Annotated in this window: 15 protein-coding genes and 1 pseudogene; 14 read left to right on the top strand and 2 right to left on the bottom strand. The window is 63.9% G+C overall.

Features of this window, described 5'->3' with window-relative positions; translation table 11 throughout:
* The first annotated feature begins 12 nt into the window (after positions 1 to 12).
* From AC0L24_RS01100 to AC0L24_RS01070, 7 genes and pseudogenes are all read left to right on the top strand, one after another.
* Positions 13 to 1572: an ABC transporter substrate-binding protein gene (locus AC0L24_RS01100; RefSeq protein WP_127811118.1), complete on the top strand. Its 1560-nt coding sequence runs from the start codon at positions 13 to 15 to the stop codon at positions 1570 to 1572.
* Positions 1573 to 1624: 52 nt separating this feature from the next.
* Positions 1625 to 2572 carry an ABC transporter permease gene (locus AC0L24_RS01095; protein WP_127265323.1) on the top strand — a complete coding sequence of 316 codons (948 nt, stop codon included), beginning with the start codon at positions 1625 to 1627 and terminating at the stop codon, positions 2570 to 2572.
* Between the two features lie 28 nt (positions 2573 to 2600).
* Positions 2601 to 3440, top strand: coding sequence for an ABC transporter permease (locus AC0L24_RS01090; protein ID WP_127811120.1), 840 nt, complete (start codon positions 2601 to 2603; stop codon positions 3438 to 3440).
* A pseudogene (locus AC0L24_RS01085) lies at positions 3437 to 3598 on the top strand (ATP-binding cassette domain-containing protein); the annotation flags it as partial. The gene AC0L24_RS01090 and the pseudogene AC0L24_RS01085, both read left to right, overlap by 4 nt.
* Before the next feature lie 119 nt (positions 3599 to 3717).
* Positions 3718 to 4419 (top strand): ABC transporter ATP-binding protein, encoded by a 702-nt coding sequence (locus AC0L24_RS01080; protein ID WP_473563331.1) that lies wholly within the window; start codon positions 3718 to 3720, stop codon positions 4417 to 4419.
* Positions 4416 to 5393, top strand: coding sequence for an ABC transporter ATP-binding protein (locus AC0L24_RS01075; RefSeq protein ID WP_127811122.1), 978 nt, complete (start codon positions 4416 to 4418; stop codon positions 5391 to 5393). Before AC0L24_RS01080 ends, AC0L24_RS01075 begins: the two co-directional genes overlap by 4 nt.
* A gap of 47 nt (positions 5394 to 5440) precedes the next feature.
* The gene (locus AC0L24_RS01070) at positions 5441 to 7468 is read left to right on the top strand and encodes a CocE/NonD family hydrolase (protein ID WP_473563330.1); all 2028 of its coding nucleotides are present in this window, start codon (positions 5441 to 5443) and stop codon (positions 7466 to 7468) included.
* Positions 7469 to 7488: 20 nt separating this feature from the next.
* Here AC0L24_RS01070 and AC0L24_RS01065 read toward each other — a convergent pair whose 3' ends face one another.
* Positions 7489 to 8391 carry a LysR family transcriptional regulator gene (locus AC0L24_RS01065; protein WP_473563329.1) on the bottom strand — a complete coding sequence of 301 codons (903 nt, stop codon included), beginning with the start codon at positions 8389 to 8391 and terminating at the stop codon, positions 7489 to 7491.
* 102 nt (positions 8392 to 8493) lie between these two features.
* Between AC0L24_RS01065 and AC0L24_RS01060 the strand changes: the two genes are divergently transcribed.
* The 3 genes from AC0L24_RS01060 to AC0L24_RS01050 all read left to right on the top strand — a co-directional run bounded on the left by AC0L24_RS01060 (position 8494) and on the right by AC0L24_RS01050 (position 11074).
* Complete coding sequence (locus tag AC0L24_RS01060; RefSeq protein WP_473563328.1) at positions 8494 to 9483, top strand: zinc-dependent alcohol dehydrogenase family protein; 990 nt, start codon at positions 8494 to 8496, stop codon at positions 9481 to 9483.
* Positions 9484 to 9716: 233 nt separating this feature from the next.
* Entirely contained in the window at positions 9717 to 10019 is a 303-nt protein-coding gene (locus tag AC0L24_RS01055) for a TFIIB-type zinc ribbon-containing protein (protein WP_127397117.1), read from the top strand.
* A 68-nt stretch (positions 10020 to 10087) separates the two neighbouring features.
* Entirely contained in the window at positions 10088 to 11074 is a 987-nt protein-coding gene (locus AC0L24_RS01050; protein WP_473563327.1) for a Tim44 domain-containing protein, read from the top strand.
* A gap of 43 nt (positions 11075 to 11117) precedes the next feature.
* Here the strand turns inward: AC0L24_RS01050 and AC0L24_RS01045 are convergent, their stop codons facing one another.
* Positions 11118 to 12215 carry a lactonase family protein gene (locus tag AC0L24_RS01045; protein ID WP_473563326.1) on the bottom strand — a complete coding sequence of 366 codons (1098 nt, stop codon included), beginning with the start codon at positions 12213 to 12215 and terminating at the stop codon, positions 11118 to 11120.
* 199 nt (positions 12216 to 12414) lie between these two features.
* Here AC0L24_RS01045 and AC0L24_RS01040 point away from each other — a divergent pair, with 199 nt between their 5' ends.
* Genes AC0L24_RS01040 through AC0L24_RS01025 form a run of 4 tightly spaced genes read left to right on the top strand, consistent with a single transcriptional unit; the run spans position 12415 to position 16509 of the window.
* Positions 12415 to 12966, top strand: coding sequence for a MaoC family dehydratase (locus tag AC0L24_RS01040; RefSeq protein ID WP_127270127.1), 552 nt, complete (start codon positions 12415 to 12417; stop codon positions 12964 to 12966).
* A gap of 2 nt (positions 12967 to 12968) precedes the next feature.
* Positions 12969 to 14129, top strand: a complete 1161-nt coding sequence (locus AC0L24_RS01035; RefSeq protein ID WP_473563325.1) for a CaiB/BaiF CoA transferase family protein — start codon at positions 12969 to 12971, stop codon at positions 14127 to 14129.
* A complete protein-coding gene (locus AC0L24_RS01030; protein ID WP_473563323.1) occupies positions 14126 to 15295 on the top strand; it encodes an extracellular solute-binding protein in 1170 nt (389 codons plus the stop codon). The genes AC0L24_RS01035 and AC0L24_RS01030 overlap by 4 nt, the downstream gene beginning before the upstream one ends.
* A gap of 26 nt (positions 15296 to 15321) precedes the next feature.
* Positions 15322 to 16509 (top strand): ABC transporter substrate-binding protein, encoded by a 1188-nt coding sequence (locus tag AC0L24_RS01025; RefSeq protein WP_127811130.1) that lies wholly within the window; start codon positions 15322 to 15324, stop codon positions 16507 to 16509.
* The last annotated feature ends 56 nt before the right edge of the window (positions 16510 to 16565 follow it).

Here is a 16565-nt window from a genome sequence, read left to right as displayed (position 1 = left end):
GAGGGGTAGAGCATGTCCATCCTAGCCAACGCCAAGGTTTCGCGCCGCAGCCTGCTTGCCGGAGCCGGCGCTTTCGGCCTCGCCTCAATGGTCAATCCACGAGTTTCCTGGTCGAGCGACGGGCCGATCCTTAAGGTGCGATCCTACGCCGACATCCAGACGCTCGACCCTTGTTTCCGGTTGGCGGCACCCGAAGGCGACATCACCAGCGTCATCTTCGCCGGCCTCGTCGTCACCACGCCGGGCGACAGCTGGGGCTGGCGGCCGATGGCGGCAGAGACGATCAAGCAGCTCGATCCGCTGACCGTCGCCTTCCAGTTGCGTGACAATATCGGCTTCACCGACGGCTACGGCCAGATGACGGCCGAAGACGTCAAGTTTTCGATCGAACGCATCGCCGACCCCGCCAACAAAAGCCCCTATTCCGGCGACTGGGCAACGCTCAAGGAAGTCGAGGTCAAGGACAAGCTGTCGGGGCTGATCCACCTGAAGCAGGCCTTCGCGCCGCTGTGGACGTCGACCTTGCCGACGCCGTCCGGCACCATCCTGTCGAAGCGCGCCATCACCGAACTCGGTGGCAAGATGGGCGTCAAGCCGGTGGCCCAGTCGGGCCCCTACATCCTGAAGGAATGGCTGCCCAAGCAGCGCACCGTGCTGGTGCGCAATCCCGACTGGAAGTACGAGCAAGGCGCCTTCGCAGAAATCCACATCCATCCGATCGAGGATGAGAAGACCGCCGAACTCGGCTACGAAGCCGGCGACCTCGATTACACCTGGACCGCGGTCTCCTCCATCTCGCGGCTAAAGCAGACACCGCCGCCAAAGACGACCGTGGTCGAGAAGCCTTCGCTGGCCTTTGTCTGGCTCGGCATGAACCAGGATGTCGCTCCCTTCAACAATCCCAACATGCGCCGCGCGGTTCAGTACGCCGTGGATCGCAAGGCGGTGGTCGACGCCGCCTATTTCGGCGCCGCCGCAACGGCCACCGGCATCATCGCGCCCGGCCTGCCCGGCCATCGCGAGAAGAACCTGTTCGATTTCGATCCGGACCGTGCCCGCGACATGATCGCCAAGGAAGGACTGGCCGGCGCGACGATCACGCTCGACATTCTCAACAAGACGGAGCGCCTGACCGCGGCGCAGGTCGTGCAGTCGAACCTGCAGGATGTGGGCCTCACCGTGGAGATCAAGCAGAACGACAGCGGCACCTTCTGGACGCTGGGCGCCAAGGAAGGCGACTACTACAAGAAGCTGCAGATGATCATCAGCCGCTTCTCCATGCAGCCGGACCCGAGCTGGGCGACAGCCTGGTTCACGCGCGACCAGATCGGCGTCTGGAACTGGGAGCGTTTTTCCAGCGAGGAGTTCGACAAGCTCAATGCCGAAGGCATGGTCGAGCTCGACCCGGCAAAGCGCGATGTCATCTACAAGAAGCTGCAGGACCTGATGGAGGAGAACGGCAATTATGTTTTCCTCACGCATGAGGTCACTGGCATCATGAATCGAGACACGCTTGTGGCCGGCCTGAAGCCGAATGGCGAACCCGTGTTCACCGATTTCAAACCGGCATGATATCGGCGGGCGGGACTCGTCCCCGCCAAAGACCATCCGACAGGTACCGAAAATGATCCGCTACGCCCTCAAGCGTCTGTGGCTTGGCGCCATCATCATCAGCGTCGCCATGATGATGATGTTCGCCATGGTTTACCTCATTCCGGGCGACCCGGCCTCCGTCGCGCTGGGGCCGCGCGCGACGCCGGAGATGATGGAGGCGCTGCGCGTACGCATGGGCCTCGACCAGCCGGTGTGGCGGCAGTTCCTGCACTTCTACGGATCGGTCCTGCGCGGCGACCTCGGCACCGAGGTTCTGTCGAACCGGCCGGTGCTGGATGTGGTGATGGAACAGCTTCCGTTCACGCTGGCGCTGGTGGTCGGCGGCATCACCTGGTCGGTGGCGCTCGGCATCCCGCTTGGCTGCATCGCGGCAGTGCGGCGCGGGGGCTTTGTCGATCAGGTGATCGGCGTGCTGTCGGTGGCGATGATCGCCGTGCCGTCCTTCGTCGTCGCCATCTATTCGCTGCTGGTGTTTGCGGTCGCGCTGCAATGGCTGCCGGCGATCGGCGCCGGCGAACCGGGCGACCTCGCCAGCCGGCTCCAGCACCTCATCCTGCCGTCGCTGGCGGTCGGGCTTGGCTGGATCGGCTACATCTCACGCATGGTGCGCGCCTCGATGCTGGAAACGCTGGAGGCCAGCCATATCCGCACGGCGCGCGCCTTCGGTCTGACCGAGCACCGGATCGTCTACACCTACGCGCTGCGCATCGCCGTGCTGCCGACGATCACCCTGCTCGGCGTCGGCATCGGCCACATGCTGTCATCTTCCGTCTTCGCCGAAATCGTCTTCGCCCGCCCCGGCATAGGCAAGCTGGTCTATGAGGCGATTTCGGTGCGCAACTACCCCATCGTTTCCGGAGCCGTGCTGGTCACCACGGTCTTCTTCGTCCTCGTCAACGTAGCGGCCGACATCCTGGTCGGCCTATTGGATCCCCGTGTCAGATCAAGTTTCAACTGAGCTGCCCTCCCGCAGCAGCCGTCTCGGCATGATCTGGCGCACCGTGCGCCGCATCATGCGCGAGCCGCTCGGCGCCGTCGGCCTGACGCTGGTGACGGTGGTGGTGCTGTCGGCGGTGTTCGCCAGCGCCCTGACCAGCTATGCGCCGAGCAAGATATCGCCGGCCGAACGCTTCGCTTCGCCCAGCCTCATTCACCTGCTCGGCACCGACCATCTCGGCCGCGATCTTCTCACTCGCGTCCTATACGGCGGACGCGTTGCATTGCTGATTGCGCTCGGCGCGACAGCGGTGTCGCTGGTTGTCGGCGTCGTGCTGGGGCTGATCGCCGGCTATGGGCCGCGCTGGCTCGACAATGTGCTGCTGCTGATCTTCGATGCAGTGAAGAGCTTTCCCACCGTCATGCTGGCGCTGACGCTGGTCACCCTGTTCGGCCCCTCGCTCTACGCGGTGGTGCTGGTGGTGATGCTGGTCAATGTGCCGGGTTATGCCCGCATCATCAGAACCCAGACGCTGGTGCTGAAGTCAGCCGAACATGTCATGGCGGCACGCTCGATGGGCGCCAGTGCGGGCCGCATCCTGCGTGTCCATATCCTGCCCAACATCATCGGCCCGATCCTGATCCTGATATCGATGGACATTCCCGTGGTGGTGGCGATCGAGGCCGGAATGAGTTTCCTCGGGCTCGGCGTGCGGCCGCCGACGCCGAGCTGGGGCGCAATCCTCAATGACGGCTTCGCCAACATCCGCGATTCCTACTGGATCGTGATTGCCGGCGGCCTGCCGATCGTGCTGACCACGCTCGGCTTCACCTTCTTCGGCGAGACGCTGCGCGACCTCTTCGATCCCCGGCTGAAGGGACGCTCATGACGGTTCTCGAGGTCAGAGATTTGAGCGTCGCCTTCCACACCGAGAACGGGTGGCTGGAAGCGCTGAAGCAGGTGAGCTTTTCCGTACCAGCCAACCGCAGCGTCGGCGTGGTCGGCGAATCCGGCTGCGGGAAATCGACGCTCATCAACGCCATTCTCGGCCTGCTCGCCGACAATGGTGAAATCACATCGGGCGAGATCATCTTCGAGGGCGACAAGGACCTTGCCGGCTCGACCCGACCGCGATGCGCGGCCTGCGCGGGCAAAGGATCGCCACCGTGTTCCAGGATCCGATGGGTGCGCTCAACCCGGTGCTTTCGGTGGGGCGGCAGATGCGCGACATCCAGTATCGCTCCGGTCTGTCGAAGCGGGACAAGGATGCGCGTTCGGTCGCCATGCTGCGCAAGGTGCGGATTCCCGATCCGGAAAGCCGGCTGACACAGTTTCCGCACGAGTTCTCCGGCGGCATGAAGCAGCGCATCGCCATCGCCATGGCGCTGATGATGGAACCGGCGCTGCTGATCGCCGACGAGCCGACAACTGCGCTCGATGCCACGCTGGAGGTGGCCACCATCGAACTGCTCAAGGATCTGCAGCGCGACATCGGCTGCTCGGTGCTGTTCATCTCGCATCATCTGGGCGTGATTGCCGAACTCTGCGACGAGATGATCGTGATGTATGCCGGTGAGGTGGTGGAGAGCGGCACGACTCGCGAGATCTTCCACGATGCGCGCCATCCCTACACGCAGAAGCTTTTGGCCTGTGATCCCGCGCGGCTGTCGCAGCGGGTTGCCCGCCTGCCGACCATCGCCGGGACCTTGCCGGACCTGCGCCGCCGACCAAGCGGCTGCGTCTTCCAGCCGCGCTGCGATCGCGCCGACGCCCAATGCCTGACGACGCCTCCCAGCGCAATCCTCGGTGGGTCTCACATCGCCCACTGCTGGCATGCGGACATTCCCTTGGGAGCGATGAACGCATGAGCTCCGACGACCTGCTCCGCGTCAGCGATTTGCGAGTCTCGTTCCGGGTTGGCGGCCTGTCCGCCAGGCTCGCCGGGCGAGCCACCGAGATCGAAGCGGTGTCCGGTGTCAGCTTCACTCTTCAACGAGGCAGCACCTTCGCGCTGGTCGGCGAATCCGGCTCGGGCAAGACGACGCTGGCGCGCACCCTCAACGGTCTTCAGCCGGTGAAAGCGGGCACGATCCTGTTTGAAGGGCAGGAACTGCAAGGCCTGTCCAACACCGCCATGAAACCGGTGCGGCGGCGCATGCCGATGATGTTCCAGGATCCGGTCGGGTCGCTGTCACCACGGCTCAGCGTGCGCTCGCTGCTGTCGGAGCCTTTCGTCATCCACGGACTATCGGATCGCGATCTCAACGCCGAAGTCACACGGCTTCTTGCGCTGGTCGGACTGCCGCGCGATTTCGCCGACCGCTACCCGCACCAGCTTTCCGGCGGCCAGGCACGCCGCGTCGGTGTGGCGCGGGCGATCGCGCTGGACCCGGTGCTGGTCGTCGCCGACGAACCGACCGCCGGCCTCGACGTCTCGGTGCAGGGAGAGGTGCTGAACCTGCTCAACGATCTGCGCGACCGCATGGGCCTGTCGATGCTGATCATCACCCACAATCTGCATGTCGTGCGCCAGATCGCCGACCGCATGGCGGTGATGTATCTCGGACGCTTCGTCGAGCAGGGTGAAACCGAAGCGATCTTCCGCGCGCCGCATCATCCCTATACGGCGGCACTTCTGTCCGCCAATCCGGAGCCCGATCCCGACAGGGTGCATCAGCGCATCACGCTGCCGGCTGACGTTCCGTCCCTGCTGGCGCGCCCTTCAGGCTGCGAATTTCACACACGCTGTCCGCAGGCCCAGGGCCGTTGCGCGGTCGATGTCCCCGTCCCGGTCACGGTCGGAAACAGCCGCCTGACCTGCCATTTCCCGCTGAACACATAGGACCGCCACCGGCGCAAGTGTCGGCCGGGGCGTTGAGAGGAGCCGCCATGCAAGATATCCGCGTCGTCACCGATTTCCCGCGAAAAATCCGCGAGATCGAGAATCTTTGGATTCCGATGCCCGACGGCGTCAAGCTGGCGGCTAGAATCTGGCTGCCGGAAGACGCCGAGGCCGATCCGGTGCCGGCGATCCTCGAATATCTGCCCTATCGCAAGCGTGACGGAACGGTGGAGCGCGATGCGCTGACGCATCCCTATTTCGCCGGTCACGGCTATGCCGGCGTGCGGGTCGACATGCGCGGCTCGGGCGACAGCGAGGGGCTATGCAAGGGCGAATACCTGGAGCAGGAACAGGATGACTGCCTGGCGGTCATCGAATGGCTGGCCCGGCAGCCTTGGTGTTCGGGAAGCGTCGGCATGATCGGCATCTCCTGGGGCGGCTTCAACGGGCTGCAGGTCGCGGCCCGCCGGCCGCCGGCGCTGAAAGCCGTCGTCTCGCTGTGCTCGACCGACGACCGCTACAACGACGACGTGCATTATCTCGGCGGCGCGATGATGTGCGACAATCTGATGTGGGGCACCACCGCCTGGGCCATCGCCATGACCCCGCCGGATCCGCTTGTTGTCGGCGACCGCTGGCGCGATCTTTGGGAGCAGCGGCTGAACGGCAACGGCATCTGGATGCAGGACTGGTTCGAACACCAGCGCCGCGATGATTTCTACAAGCACGGCTCGATCTGCGAGGACTATTCCGATGTCGAAATCCCGGTCTATGCCGTCGGCGGCTGGGCCGACGGCTATCCCAATCCGATCTTCCGGATGCTGGAAAAGCTGAGCGGTCCTCGCAAGGGCCTGATCGGACCCTGGGGCCACAAATATCCGCACTTCGCCATGCCCGGCCCGCGTATCGGCTTCCTGCAGGAGTGCCTGCGCTGGTGGGATCAATATCTCAAGGGCATCGACACCGGCATTGCCGACGAGCCGATGCTGCGCGCCTGGATCCAGGATCCCGCACGGCCGGCGGCGATCTATGACGAGCGGCCCGGCCGCTGGGTGGCGGAACCGGCGTGGCCGGGACCCGGCGTCGGCGAAAAGGTGCTGAACCTTGCGCCGCATGTGCTGAGCGAAGCCAAGGGCGCAAACGCGATCCTGGAGGTTTCATCGCCACAGACGGCCGGCCTGTCGTCCGGCGCCTGGTGCGGCTATGGCGTGATGCCGACCTTGCCGGTCGACCAGCGCATGGAAGAAGGCAATGCCCTGATCTTCGAGACGGCGCCGTTGACCGATGCGGTCGAGATCCTTGGCTTCCCCGAATTCGAGGTCAAGCTCTCCTCCGACAAGCCCGTCGCCCTTCTGTCCGCCACGCTGTCGCAGGTATTTCCTGAAGGTGCCGCCTCGCGTATCAGCTACGGTATTCTCAATCTGAGCCATCGCAACGATGATCTGGACATCGCACCCATGGTGCCGGGCCAGGCGGAGACCGTCCGCGTCAAGCTGCGCTGCTGCGGGCAGCGTTTCGAGGTCGGCGAGCGTATCCGGCTGGCGCTTGCGACATCGCATTGGCCGATTGTCTTCCCGACGGCTGAGCAGGCGACGCTGTCGATCCATTGCGGCGACAGCCGGCTGATCCTGCCAGTGCGCCCACCGCAGAAGCTGGACGACACGCTGGGGGCTTTCTTGGGCGCGGAAAGCGCCGCGCCGATGGAGCAGGAGGTGCTGGCCAAGGGCGGCGGCTTCCAGCGCTCGGTGTCGACGGACCAGGTCACCGGCGAGACCGTCTATCAGGTCGTCAATGATGGCGGCACGGTGCGGCATCCACATACGCAGATGACCGTTGCGGCGAGGCATGTCGACCGGTTCACCATCCACCCCGACGATCCGAACTCGGCGGTCGGCACCTGCACATGGGACAAGTCCTATGGGCGCGGCGACTGGCAGGTGCGGCTTTCAGTGAAGGCGACGGTAAGGGCGCTGCGAAAGGTCTGGCGGATCGAGACCCACATCACCGCCCATGATGGTGATGAGCTGATCGTCGACCGCAACGAGGTCAAGGAGTATCCGCGCGATCTCAACTGAGAGCGACTGCGACGCTGCGGTTAGGCCATCGACTTCGGCAAGGCGGCGGCCAGCGCATCGACGGCCAACCGCACCTTCAGCGGCAGATGCGGCGTCTGCAGCCAAAGCGCATGGCAGTCGTAGAGATATCGAGGCTGGTCCGGCAACAGTGCGACCAGCGCGCCGGCTTCAATGCGCTCGCGCACCAGCCACCAGGGCAACCAGGCAAGGCCCATGCCGTCGGCAGCCGCGTCAGCGATGGCATCGAGATCGTCGAGCCGCAGCCGGCCGGTCGGTATGATCTCCTGCACCGGTTGCCCCTCTCGCGCAAATAGCCAGGGCTGAATGATCTGGCCGAGCCGGCGGTAGACAATTGCCTGATGGTCGGCGAGATCCTCGATCTGTCGCGGTTCGCCATGAATTCTAAGATAGGAAGGTGCGGCGCAGACGACCATGTCCTGGCGCGCGACGCGGCGTGCGATCACCCCCGCCTTGTCGCCCAGAGCACCGGTCCGAATGGCGAGATCGTAGCCATCCTCGGCAAGATCGGCGAAGCGATCGCTGAGAGATAGATCGAGTTCCAGCATCGGATATTGCCGGGCGAGTTTCAGCAGCACGGGCGTCACGCAGTGGCGACCGAAATGCGCCGGCATGGTGACGCGCAGTTTTCCGCGTGGCTCCGAAAACTGGTCGGCGGCGAGCGCATCTGCGGCGTCGGCCTCGGCCAGCACCACCCGACAGCGTTCATAGTAAGCGCGGCCGAAATCGGTCAGGCTCTGCCGGCGTGTGGTCCGGTTGAGCAGGCGAACGCCAAGCCGTTCTTCGAGAGACCGGACATGCTTGCCAACCATCGGTCCCGAGATGTCGAGGGCGACCGCTGCTGCCGCGAACGAGCCGAGATCGACGGCCTTGACGAACACAGCCATGCTTTCGAGCCGATCCATATTCGGAACTCCTGGTTTCTACTGTTCTTCTCGTGCAGCCATTTATCCCCGGGCAGCCTAGCTGCATAGCTCATTCGGTCCAGTTGATTTGGAGTATGCCGAATGACACGTGTGGTTCGCTTTCACCAGCATGGCGGCCCTGAGGTTCTGCGCATCGAGGATGTTAGGCTTGCCCGACCGGGTCCGGGCGAAGTTCAAATCCGCGTCAAGGCGCTCGGCCTCAACCGCGCCGACGCGCTGCTGCGCGCGGGTTCCTATATCGAGACGCCGAAGCTGCCCTCTGGGCTTGGTCTCGAAGCGGCGGGTGTCATCGAGGCTATAGGCGACGGCGTGAAGGAATTCGCGCCGGGCGACGGCGTCAGTGTCATCCCGCCGCAATCGATGATCCGCTGGCCGGCCTATGGCGAGCTTGCCACTTATCCCGCGGAACTTATCGTCAAGCACCCGCCGTCGCTCGACTGGCAAACGGCAGCGGCGGTCTGGATGCAATACCTCACCGCCTATGGCGCGCTGATCGATATCGCCGGGCTGCACAGCGGAGACCACGTGGTGATCACCGCGGCGTCGAGCAGTGTCGGGCTTGCCGCGATCCAGATCGCCAACAGTGTGGGCGCGACGACGATTGCGGTGACGCGAACATCGGCGAAGATGCGGGCGCTGCTCGACGCCGGTGCGGCCGAAGTCGTGGCCTCGACGGAGGAAGATCTGGCGGCGCGGTTGAACCAGATCGCCGGGCCGCGAGGCGTGCGCGTCGTGTTCGATGCGGTCGGCGGCCCGAGCTTCGAGCCGCTGACGGCGGCCATGTCGCATAGCGGCATCCTCATCGAATATGGCGGACTGAGCCACGCGCCGACACCGTTTCCGCTATTCGCCGTGCTGGCCAAGACACTGACGCTGCGCGGCTACCTCGTCCACGAGATCACCGGCAACCCGGCGAAACTGGAGGCCGCCAAGGCTTTCATCCTCGCAGGACTCGAGACCGGGACTCTAAAGCCGATCATCGATAGGACCTTCGCGTTCGACCAAATCGTCGAGGCACATCGCCACCTGGAGTCGAACGAGCAGTTCGGCAAGATCGTGGTGACGATCTGAAATCGTGGTGACGATTTGAAATCGTGGTCACGGTCTGAGCGAGATGGCGAACAAATCACTCTTGCGGGCAATATCGCCCCTTGAAGGCGCGGCGCTGCATTCCTAATTGTCCCCTGCGGGCCGGGCCCCTCTGACTGTCGCTTTTGGCGATTGTGATGTCGGACCGCTGTAACGGGCCCGTTTTCATCCTTTTCGGTCGAGCGGGTTCCTTCTTTTTTGGTTTGGAGCGCCGTATGACATCTACTTCTCTCCTTGGCATGACTTGCCCCTCCTGCCGCGTTGCGCTCGTGATGAGCGAACGCCAGGGTATCGAAATCGACTACTGTCCGCAGTGCCGCGGCGTCTGGCTTGATCGGGGAGAACTCGACAAGATCATCGAGCGTTCCGGCAGGGAAGCGGCGCCGGCGCCGCAGCCACAGCCGGCAGCATTCTCCCAGCCGCAACACGGCCAGGGCCGCGACGACGATTATTCCCGTTCCCACGGCCACCGCTATCCGAAGCGGAAGAAATCATTTTTCGAAGAGTTGTTCGATTGACCGTATAACGCCGGCACCCGGCGACGGCTGAAAATTTCCGAAACCGCATAGACAAAGGTTCATCTCCGATGACTTCCCGTACAAGCCGATTTGCAGCCCTCTTTGCAGGACTGTTCCTGGCGTTTTCGATGGTCGCGATAGACCATGCCGAGGCGCGCCGCGGCGGCAGTTTCGGCAGTCGTGGCATGCGCACGTTCCAATCGGCACCGCCGACCAGGACCGCACCGGCCCCGACCGCTCCAGTCGAGCGTTCGATGACGCCCAACACCGGTGTGAACAACGCGGCCCGGCAGCCGCAGGCAGGCCCGCAGAGGCCCGGCTTCATGAGCGGTTTCGGTGGAACGATGATGCGGGGCCTGCTGCTCGGCGGCCTGATCGGCCTGCTCGTCGGCCAAGGCTTCGGCGGCTTGGCCGGCATGTTCGGTTTCCTGCTTCAGGCCCTGCTCATCGGTGGCGCGATCATGCTGGCTATCCGCTTCTTCCGCTCGCAATCGGCGCGTGGTCCTGCGCCAGCGCTCGCCGGTGTCGGCAATGCCCAGGCTTCGAGATTTGAGAACCGCGCAACGGCAGGGCAGCAGACTGCAGGCTCCTTCACAATTCCCGGCTTTGGCGGTGGTTCGGGCGGAAGCTCTCCGGCCATCGGTTCTGAAGAGATCACGCTGGCTCAGACCGACCTCGACGCATTCCAGCAGCTGTTGACCGATGTCCAGGAAGCATTCGGGCGCGAAGACCATGCCGCTCTGCGCCGGGCTGTTACCCCCGAAATGGTATCCTATCTGTCGGAAGAGCTGGCCGACAATGCCCAGAAAGGTCTCAGGAACGAGGTAACGGACATCACGTTGCTGCAGGCCGACGTCGCTGAAAGCTGGCGTGAGGATGACCGCGACTACGCCACGGCCGCATTGCGCTACGAGTCTCGTGACGTGACGCGCGAACGGGCCAGCGGCAAGGTCGTCGCGGGCGACGATGATCATCCGACAGAGACGACCGAGCTGTGGACATTCGTGCGTGAGAATGGCTCGAACTGGAAGCTCTCGGCAATACAACAGGCTTGAGCCCCGGGCGGTTTGCCCGAGGCTCGATGCGAGTTGTGGGCGTTCAGCGCACGATCTTGACGCACATCGGCGTGCCTATCTCGATGGCGGGCCCGGTGTCGCTGAGCATGCCGGTCTCGGCGTCGCGAGCGAAGATCGAGATGCGGTCGCCATTCTGGTTGGCGGAAAACAGATGGCCGCCTGACGGCGTCAGCGCGAGGTTGCGTGGCGTCGCACCGCCGCAAGGGACGTAGCCGACGAGGCTCAGCGATCCTGTCTGCTGGTCGACCGCCATGATGACGACGCTGTCGTGGCCACGGTTGGAGCCGTAGACAAAACGGCCATCCGGGGAAATCTGTATGTCGGCGCAGTGGTTGCTGTCGCGTGCCTCGGCCGGCACCGCCGGCTTGGCATCGATGAACGAGAGCTTGCCCGTGGCTTCGTCCAGTGCCATCGACACGATGGTCGAATCCAATTCGTTCATGACAAAGACGAAACGTTCGTTCGGATGCAGCGCCAGATGGCGCGGGCCGGCGCCGGGCGGCAAAGCAGATTCGGCTAGCTTGGCCAGATTGCCGTCGCGCTCGATCCGGTAGGACACCAGCCGGTCGATGCCGAGATCGGCGACGATGGCTGTCCCGCCGGCAATGGTTTCGGTAATGCTGTGGGCGTGCGAGCGTTTCTGTCGTGCCGCATTCGGGCCGCTGCCCTCATGCGAAACGCTGGCGAGCGGCGCCGACAAGGCGCCGTTCTCCTCTAAGCCATAGACCGCCACCGCGCGATCCGGACCGCCCTCGCCCATGCCGTAATTGGCGACCAGCAGTTTTGTCCCGTCGCGGGTGATGGAGTTATGGGCCGTGATGCTGCCCAGCGACGGCTGCTTGTTCAGATAGGTGAGCGCGCCCGAGGCACGATCAAAGCTGTAGGCGGAGACAGTTCCCTCGCGCCAGGTGAAGACTTCCGAATTGGCGTAGACGTGTGAACCGTCAGGCGTCACCGAGAGGAAGGTTGGATTGTCGACGTCATGGGCTTCAGCCAGCTTTCGGGTTTCCAGCGTCGTCTCGTCAAAGCTGTAGACGCTGAGGCCGACGCCCCGAGCGCCCTGAAAATACGGCGCCTCCCGGTTCAGGCTGCCGACAAAGACCAGACAATCCTTGTGCATGATTTTCCTCCCTGCCCGCCTGCGCTTCGGCGCGCGGGAGCAGCCAAAATTTCGCCTGTTCACGCTTGCAACGCAACCCCATATGTGAAAATACTATTTACAAAAGAAGATTGACGGGAGGAGACGTCTTGCATTCAGGCGCCTTGATGCGTGTTCAAATGGTTGCGCGGTCCCTTCGGCAGGACTGGCGGATTCGGTCATGAACGATTTCGCATCCACCGTCGGTGTCGCCTCGACGCATCCCAAGAACATGCCGGCGGATCATGCCGCGCTGCCGGTATGGAACGCCGAAAACTGGTTCTATGAGGATTGGCCGGTCGGGCAGAAGATCCGCTCGTTGCGACGGACCATGGCCGAAGGCGACAGCCATTTGTTCAACACGCTGGTGCTCGACATCCACCCCTATGTGCAGGACCAGATGTTTGCCGAGAGCGAAGGCATTTTCGGCAAGCGGCTGATCGCCGGCGCCTTCGTCTTCTCGGCTGGCCTGGGACTGGTCGCCACCAACTGCGTCAACGCCTTTTCCTATGGCTACGACAAGCTCCGCTTCATAAAACCCGTCTTCATTGGCGACACGATCTATTCGATCCGCTCCAATCTCGACAAGAAGCCCCGCTACCAGGAGATGGGGCTAATCCGCGCCAGCTACGAGGTGTTCAAGGGCGAAGGCGAGCTGGTTCTCTACTGCGAGCATCTGCAGACGGTGAAGTACCGCAACCCGGCCGACTTCGTCGGCAAGACGGAGAAATAGGAATGCCGGCAGCAGCCGAATTGCCGCTCGCCGGTCTCGTCGTCGTCGACATGAGCCAGTTCCTGTCCGGGCCTTATTGCTCGCTCAGGCTGCTCGATCTCGGCGCGCGCGTCATCAAGATCGAGCGCCCGGATGGCGGCGACCTGTCGCGCCGGCTCTATCTCAGCGACACCGAGATCGGCGGCGATTCCACCATCTTCCATGCCATCAACCGGGCCAAGGAAAGTCTTGCCATCGACCTCAAGAACGAGGCCGACCTCGAGGCGCTGCGCGGCCTTCTGGCCAAGGCCGACGTGCTGATCCAGAATTTCCGGCCGGGCGTCATCGAACGGCTCGGCCTGGACTACGAGGCGGTCCGCAAAGTCAACCCACGGCTGGTCTATGCCTCGATCAGCGGCTACGGCGAGGGCGGTCCGTGGGTCAAACGCCCGGGCCAGGATCTCCTGGCGCAGGCGCGTTCCGGCGTGATGTGGTTGAACGGCGACGAGGACCAGGGGCCGGTGCCATTCGGCCTTGCCATCGGCGACATGCTGGCCGGTGCGGCCTGTGCGCAGGGCATTCTGGCCGCACTGGTGCGGCGCGGTATCACCGGTCAGGGCAGCCACATCGAAACCAGCCTGCTGGAAGCGCTTGTCGATTTCCAGTTCGAGGTGCTGACCACGCATCTCAATGACGGCCGCCGGCTGCCCAGGCGCTCCAGTTTCCGCAGTGCGCATGCCTATCTGTCGGCGCCTTACGGTGTCTATCCGGCCAAGGACGGCTATCTCGCCATCGCCATGACGCCGATCCCCAAGCTGGCCGATCTCCTGTCGCTCAGCGAACTCGCACCCTATCGCGACAAGCCGGCATCCTGGTTCACCGCGCGCGACGACATCAAGGCGATCATCGCGCAGCGGATCGCGACCAAGACCATCGATGAGTGGCTTGATATCCTCGAGCCGGCCGACATCTGGTGCGCCAAAGTGCTGACCTGGCCGGAGATGCTGGCAAGCGAGGGGTTCCAGTCGCTCGATATGCTGCAGACTGTGGCGCGCGAGGACGATGTCTCGATCCTCACCACCAGTTCGCCGCTCCGGGTCGATGGCATAAGGGCCAAGGTCGATCGGGCGGCGCCCCGCATCGGCGAGCACAGTGCCGCCATCCGCGCGGAGTTCGGCCTGTGAGCGTGCCCATCCTCAAGGGCATGACCTGGAGCCATCCGCGTGGCTACGATCCGATGGTCGCCTGCTCGTCGCTATGGCAGCAGAAGACCGGCGTCGTGATCGAATGGGACAAGCGCTCACTTCAGGACTTCGAATCCTTTCCGGTCGAGGAACTGGCGCGCGCCTATGATCTCATCGTCATCGACCATCCGCATGTCGGCCAGATCACGGCCGAAGGCTGCCTGGAGCCGCTGGATGTCGCCGGACGCGAGGCGGAACGCACGGCCCTTGCCTCGGGCAGCGTCGGCCAGTCCTATCCGAGCTACAACTGGCAAGGACGGCAATGGGCTTTCCCGATCGATGCGGCAACCCAAGTCCAGGCATGGCGGCCGGATGCGATCAGTGCGCCACCGGCGCGCTGGAGCGAGGTGCTCGATCTCGCCCGTCAAGACCGCGTGCTGCTGCCGTTGCGGCCGCCTCACGTCTTGATGGTTTTCTACACGCTTGCCGGCAATCTCGGGCATGCCTGCACGACCGATTCATCCGACGATCTGATCGATGTGGAGATCGGTAGCCAAGTCTTCGAGGCAATGCGCGAGATCACAGCGCTGGTCGATCCCGCGTGTTTCGAGATGGACCCGATTGCCGTCTCCGAACGTATGGCGGAGGCCAGTTCCAGGTTCGTCTGCGCGCCACTGATCTATGGCTACGTGTCCTATGCGACGGCTGGCTTTCGGGCGAACCGGCTGGCCTTTGCCGATGTTCCGGTCATCGGTTCCGGCGGCCCGGTCGGTTCGGCGCTTGGCGGCACCGGCATAGCGGTTTCAGCCTTTTCCAAAGCCAGGGATGCCGCGATCGACTTCGCCTATTGGGTCGCGAGCGGCAATGTTCAGCGCGGCCCCTATGCCGCCGCCGGCGGCCAGCCCGGCCATGCAGCGGCCTGGGAAGATCAAGCCGTCAATGAAGCGACCGGCGACTTCTATCGGGATACGCGCGCGACGCTGGAGGGCGCATGGGTGCGGCCACGCCATGACGGCTACATGGCGTTCCAGCAGGCCGCTTCCGAACGCATCCTTTCCGGCATGACCTCCCGGCATCAAGCCCGACAGGTCGTTGCCGATCTCAATCGCCTGTTTCGGGAGAGTTCCCCGGCGCAGGTGTCCGGCGCTGCCGGTGGAGAAGCCTGAACCAAACCGAACGGAGGAGAACAAGAATGACAGGAATGATCCGCGGCCTGCTGGCCGCAACGGCGCTTGCCTCGCTTGCAACGACCGCCTTTGCACAGGATGTGCAAGGCGTCATCGGTGGACTGCCGACCGAACTCAAGGCGCAGTATGACGGCGCGCCCCAGAAGGTGCTGCCCTCGGCCTGGGACAATTTCACCGCGCCGCCGAAGCCATGGAAATGGTGTCACTCGGAATCCTATCAGGGCAACCCGTGGCGGGTCACAGTGACCAAGGAGTTGAAGCGGCTTGTCGACGGACTGATCGCCGACGGCACCGTCTCCAGCTTCGAGGTGTCGGACTCCAACAACGACGCCAGCCAGCAGATCAATCAGATCCGCGCCTTCATCGACAAGAAGTGCTCGATCATCACCTCGATCCCGGGTTCGGCGACGGCGCTTGACGATGCGATCGACGCTGCCGCCAAGGCCGGCATCCCGTTCATCACCGCGGCCGGTTCGGTGACCAGCCCGAACGCGATCAATGTCGATTCCAACTATGCGCGCTGGGGCTATGACATGATGACGGCGATTGGCAAGGCGCAGCCGGACGGCGCCAGCATCCTGCTGGTCGAAGGCATTGCCGGTCACCCGATCGTGGTCCAGGAACGCCAGGGCGCGGACAGGGCGCTGGCCGAAAATCCGAAGCTGAAGATCTCGCGCAACGTCAACGGCAACTGGACGGCCAACGTCACCAAGACAGTGGTGCTGCAGGCGATCGCCACCAACCCGGCGCCGATCGATGCGGTGTGGACGACAGGCAGCGAGAGCCGCGTCGTTGCCGAGGCCTTCGCCGAAGCCGGCCGGCCGGCGCCATTGATCACCGGCTCGATCACCGGCGATGCGCTGGGCTACTGGAAGGCCAACCCCGACAAGTACCGCTTCGAAGGCCATGCGGTGCTGCCGCACTGGACCGCGCAAACGCTGTTCCGCGTCGGTGAGCGCATGCTCGACGGACAGAAGCCGAAGCTGAACACGCTGCTGATCCCGATCCCGCCTGTCCACACCGCCGATCTCGGTGCCTGGTACAAGGACTGCATGACGACCGATGCCGTGTCGATCTTCCCGATCCCGCCGAAAGATCCGATGCCGGAGGAATGGCTCGACGCCTATTTCTCGAACCCGGCGCCGACCAAGGGCTGGGATTATTCGAAGGTCCCCGACGCCTGCGCAAAATAACGCTGCGCGAACTAGCCTCTCAGCAGGCCGGCTCCTTGCGCGGCGCGGGCCTGCCA

Source organism: Mesorhizobium sp. WSM4809 (assembly GCF_055811655.1).
The sequence above is the reverse complement of the archived record's forward strand: the minus strand, read 5'-3'. Positions and strand labels throughout refer to the sequence as shown.

Excerpts from the sequence above, each read along its gene's own strand:
- AC0L24_RS01100 (WP_127811118.1), top strand. The coding sequence starts at position 13 with ATGTCCATCCTAGCCAACGCCAAGGTTTCGCGCCGCAGCCTGCTTGCC.
- AC0L24_RS01095 (WP_127265323.1), top strand. The coding sequence starts at position 1,625 with ATGATCCGCTACGCCCTCAAGCGTCTGTGGCTTGGCGCCATCATCATC.
- AC0L24_RS01090 (WP_127811120.1), top strand. The coding sequence starts at position 2,601 with ATGATCTGGCGCACCGTGCGCCGCATCATGCGCGAGCCGCTCGGCGCC.
- AC0L24_RS01075 (WP_127811122.1), top strand. The coding sequence starts at position 4,416 with ATGAGCTCCGACGACCTGCTCCGCGTCAGCGATTTGCGAGTCTCGTTC.
- AC0L24_RS01070 (WP_473563330.1), top strand. The coding sequence starts at position 5,441 with ATGCAAGATATCCGCGTCGTCACCGATTTCCCGCGAAAAATCCGCGAG.
- AC0L24_RS01065 (WP_473563329.1), bottom strand. The coding sequence starts at position 8,391 with ATGGATCGGCTCGAAAGCATGGCTGTGTTCGTCAAGGCCGTCGATCTC.
- AC0L24_RS01060 (WP_473563328.1), top strand. The coding sequence starts at position 8,494 with ATGACACGTGTGGTTCGCTTTCACCAGCATGGCGGCCCTGAGGTTCTG.
- AC0L24_RS01055 (WP_127397117.1), top strand. The coding sequence starts at position 9,717 with ATGACATCTACTTCTCTCCTTGGCATGACTTGCCCCTCCTGCCGCGTT.
- AC0L24_RS01050 (WP_473563327.1), top strand. The coding sequence starts at position 10,088 with ATGACTTCCCGTACAAGCCGATTTGCAGCCCTCTTTGCAGGACTGTTC.
- AC0L24_RS01045 (WP_473563326.1), bottom strand. The coding sequence starts at position 12,215 with ATGCACAAGGATTGTCTGGTCTTTGTCGGCAGCCTGAACCGGGAGGCG.
- AC0L24_RS01040 (WP_127270127.1), top strand. The coding sequence starts at position 12,415 with ATGAACGATTTCGCATCCACCGTCGGTGTCGCCTCGACGCATCCCAAG.
- AC0L24_RS01035 (WP_473563325.1), top strand. The coding sequence starts at position 12,969 with ATGCCGGCAGCAGCCGAATTGCCGCTCGCCGGTCTCGTCGTCGTCGAC.
- AC0L24_RS01025 (WP_127811130.1), top strand. The coding sequence starts at position 15,322 with ATGACAGGAATGATCCGCGGCCTGCTGGCCGCAACGGCGCTTGCCTCG.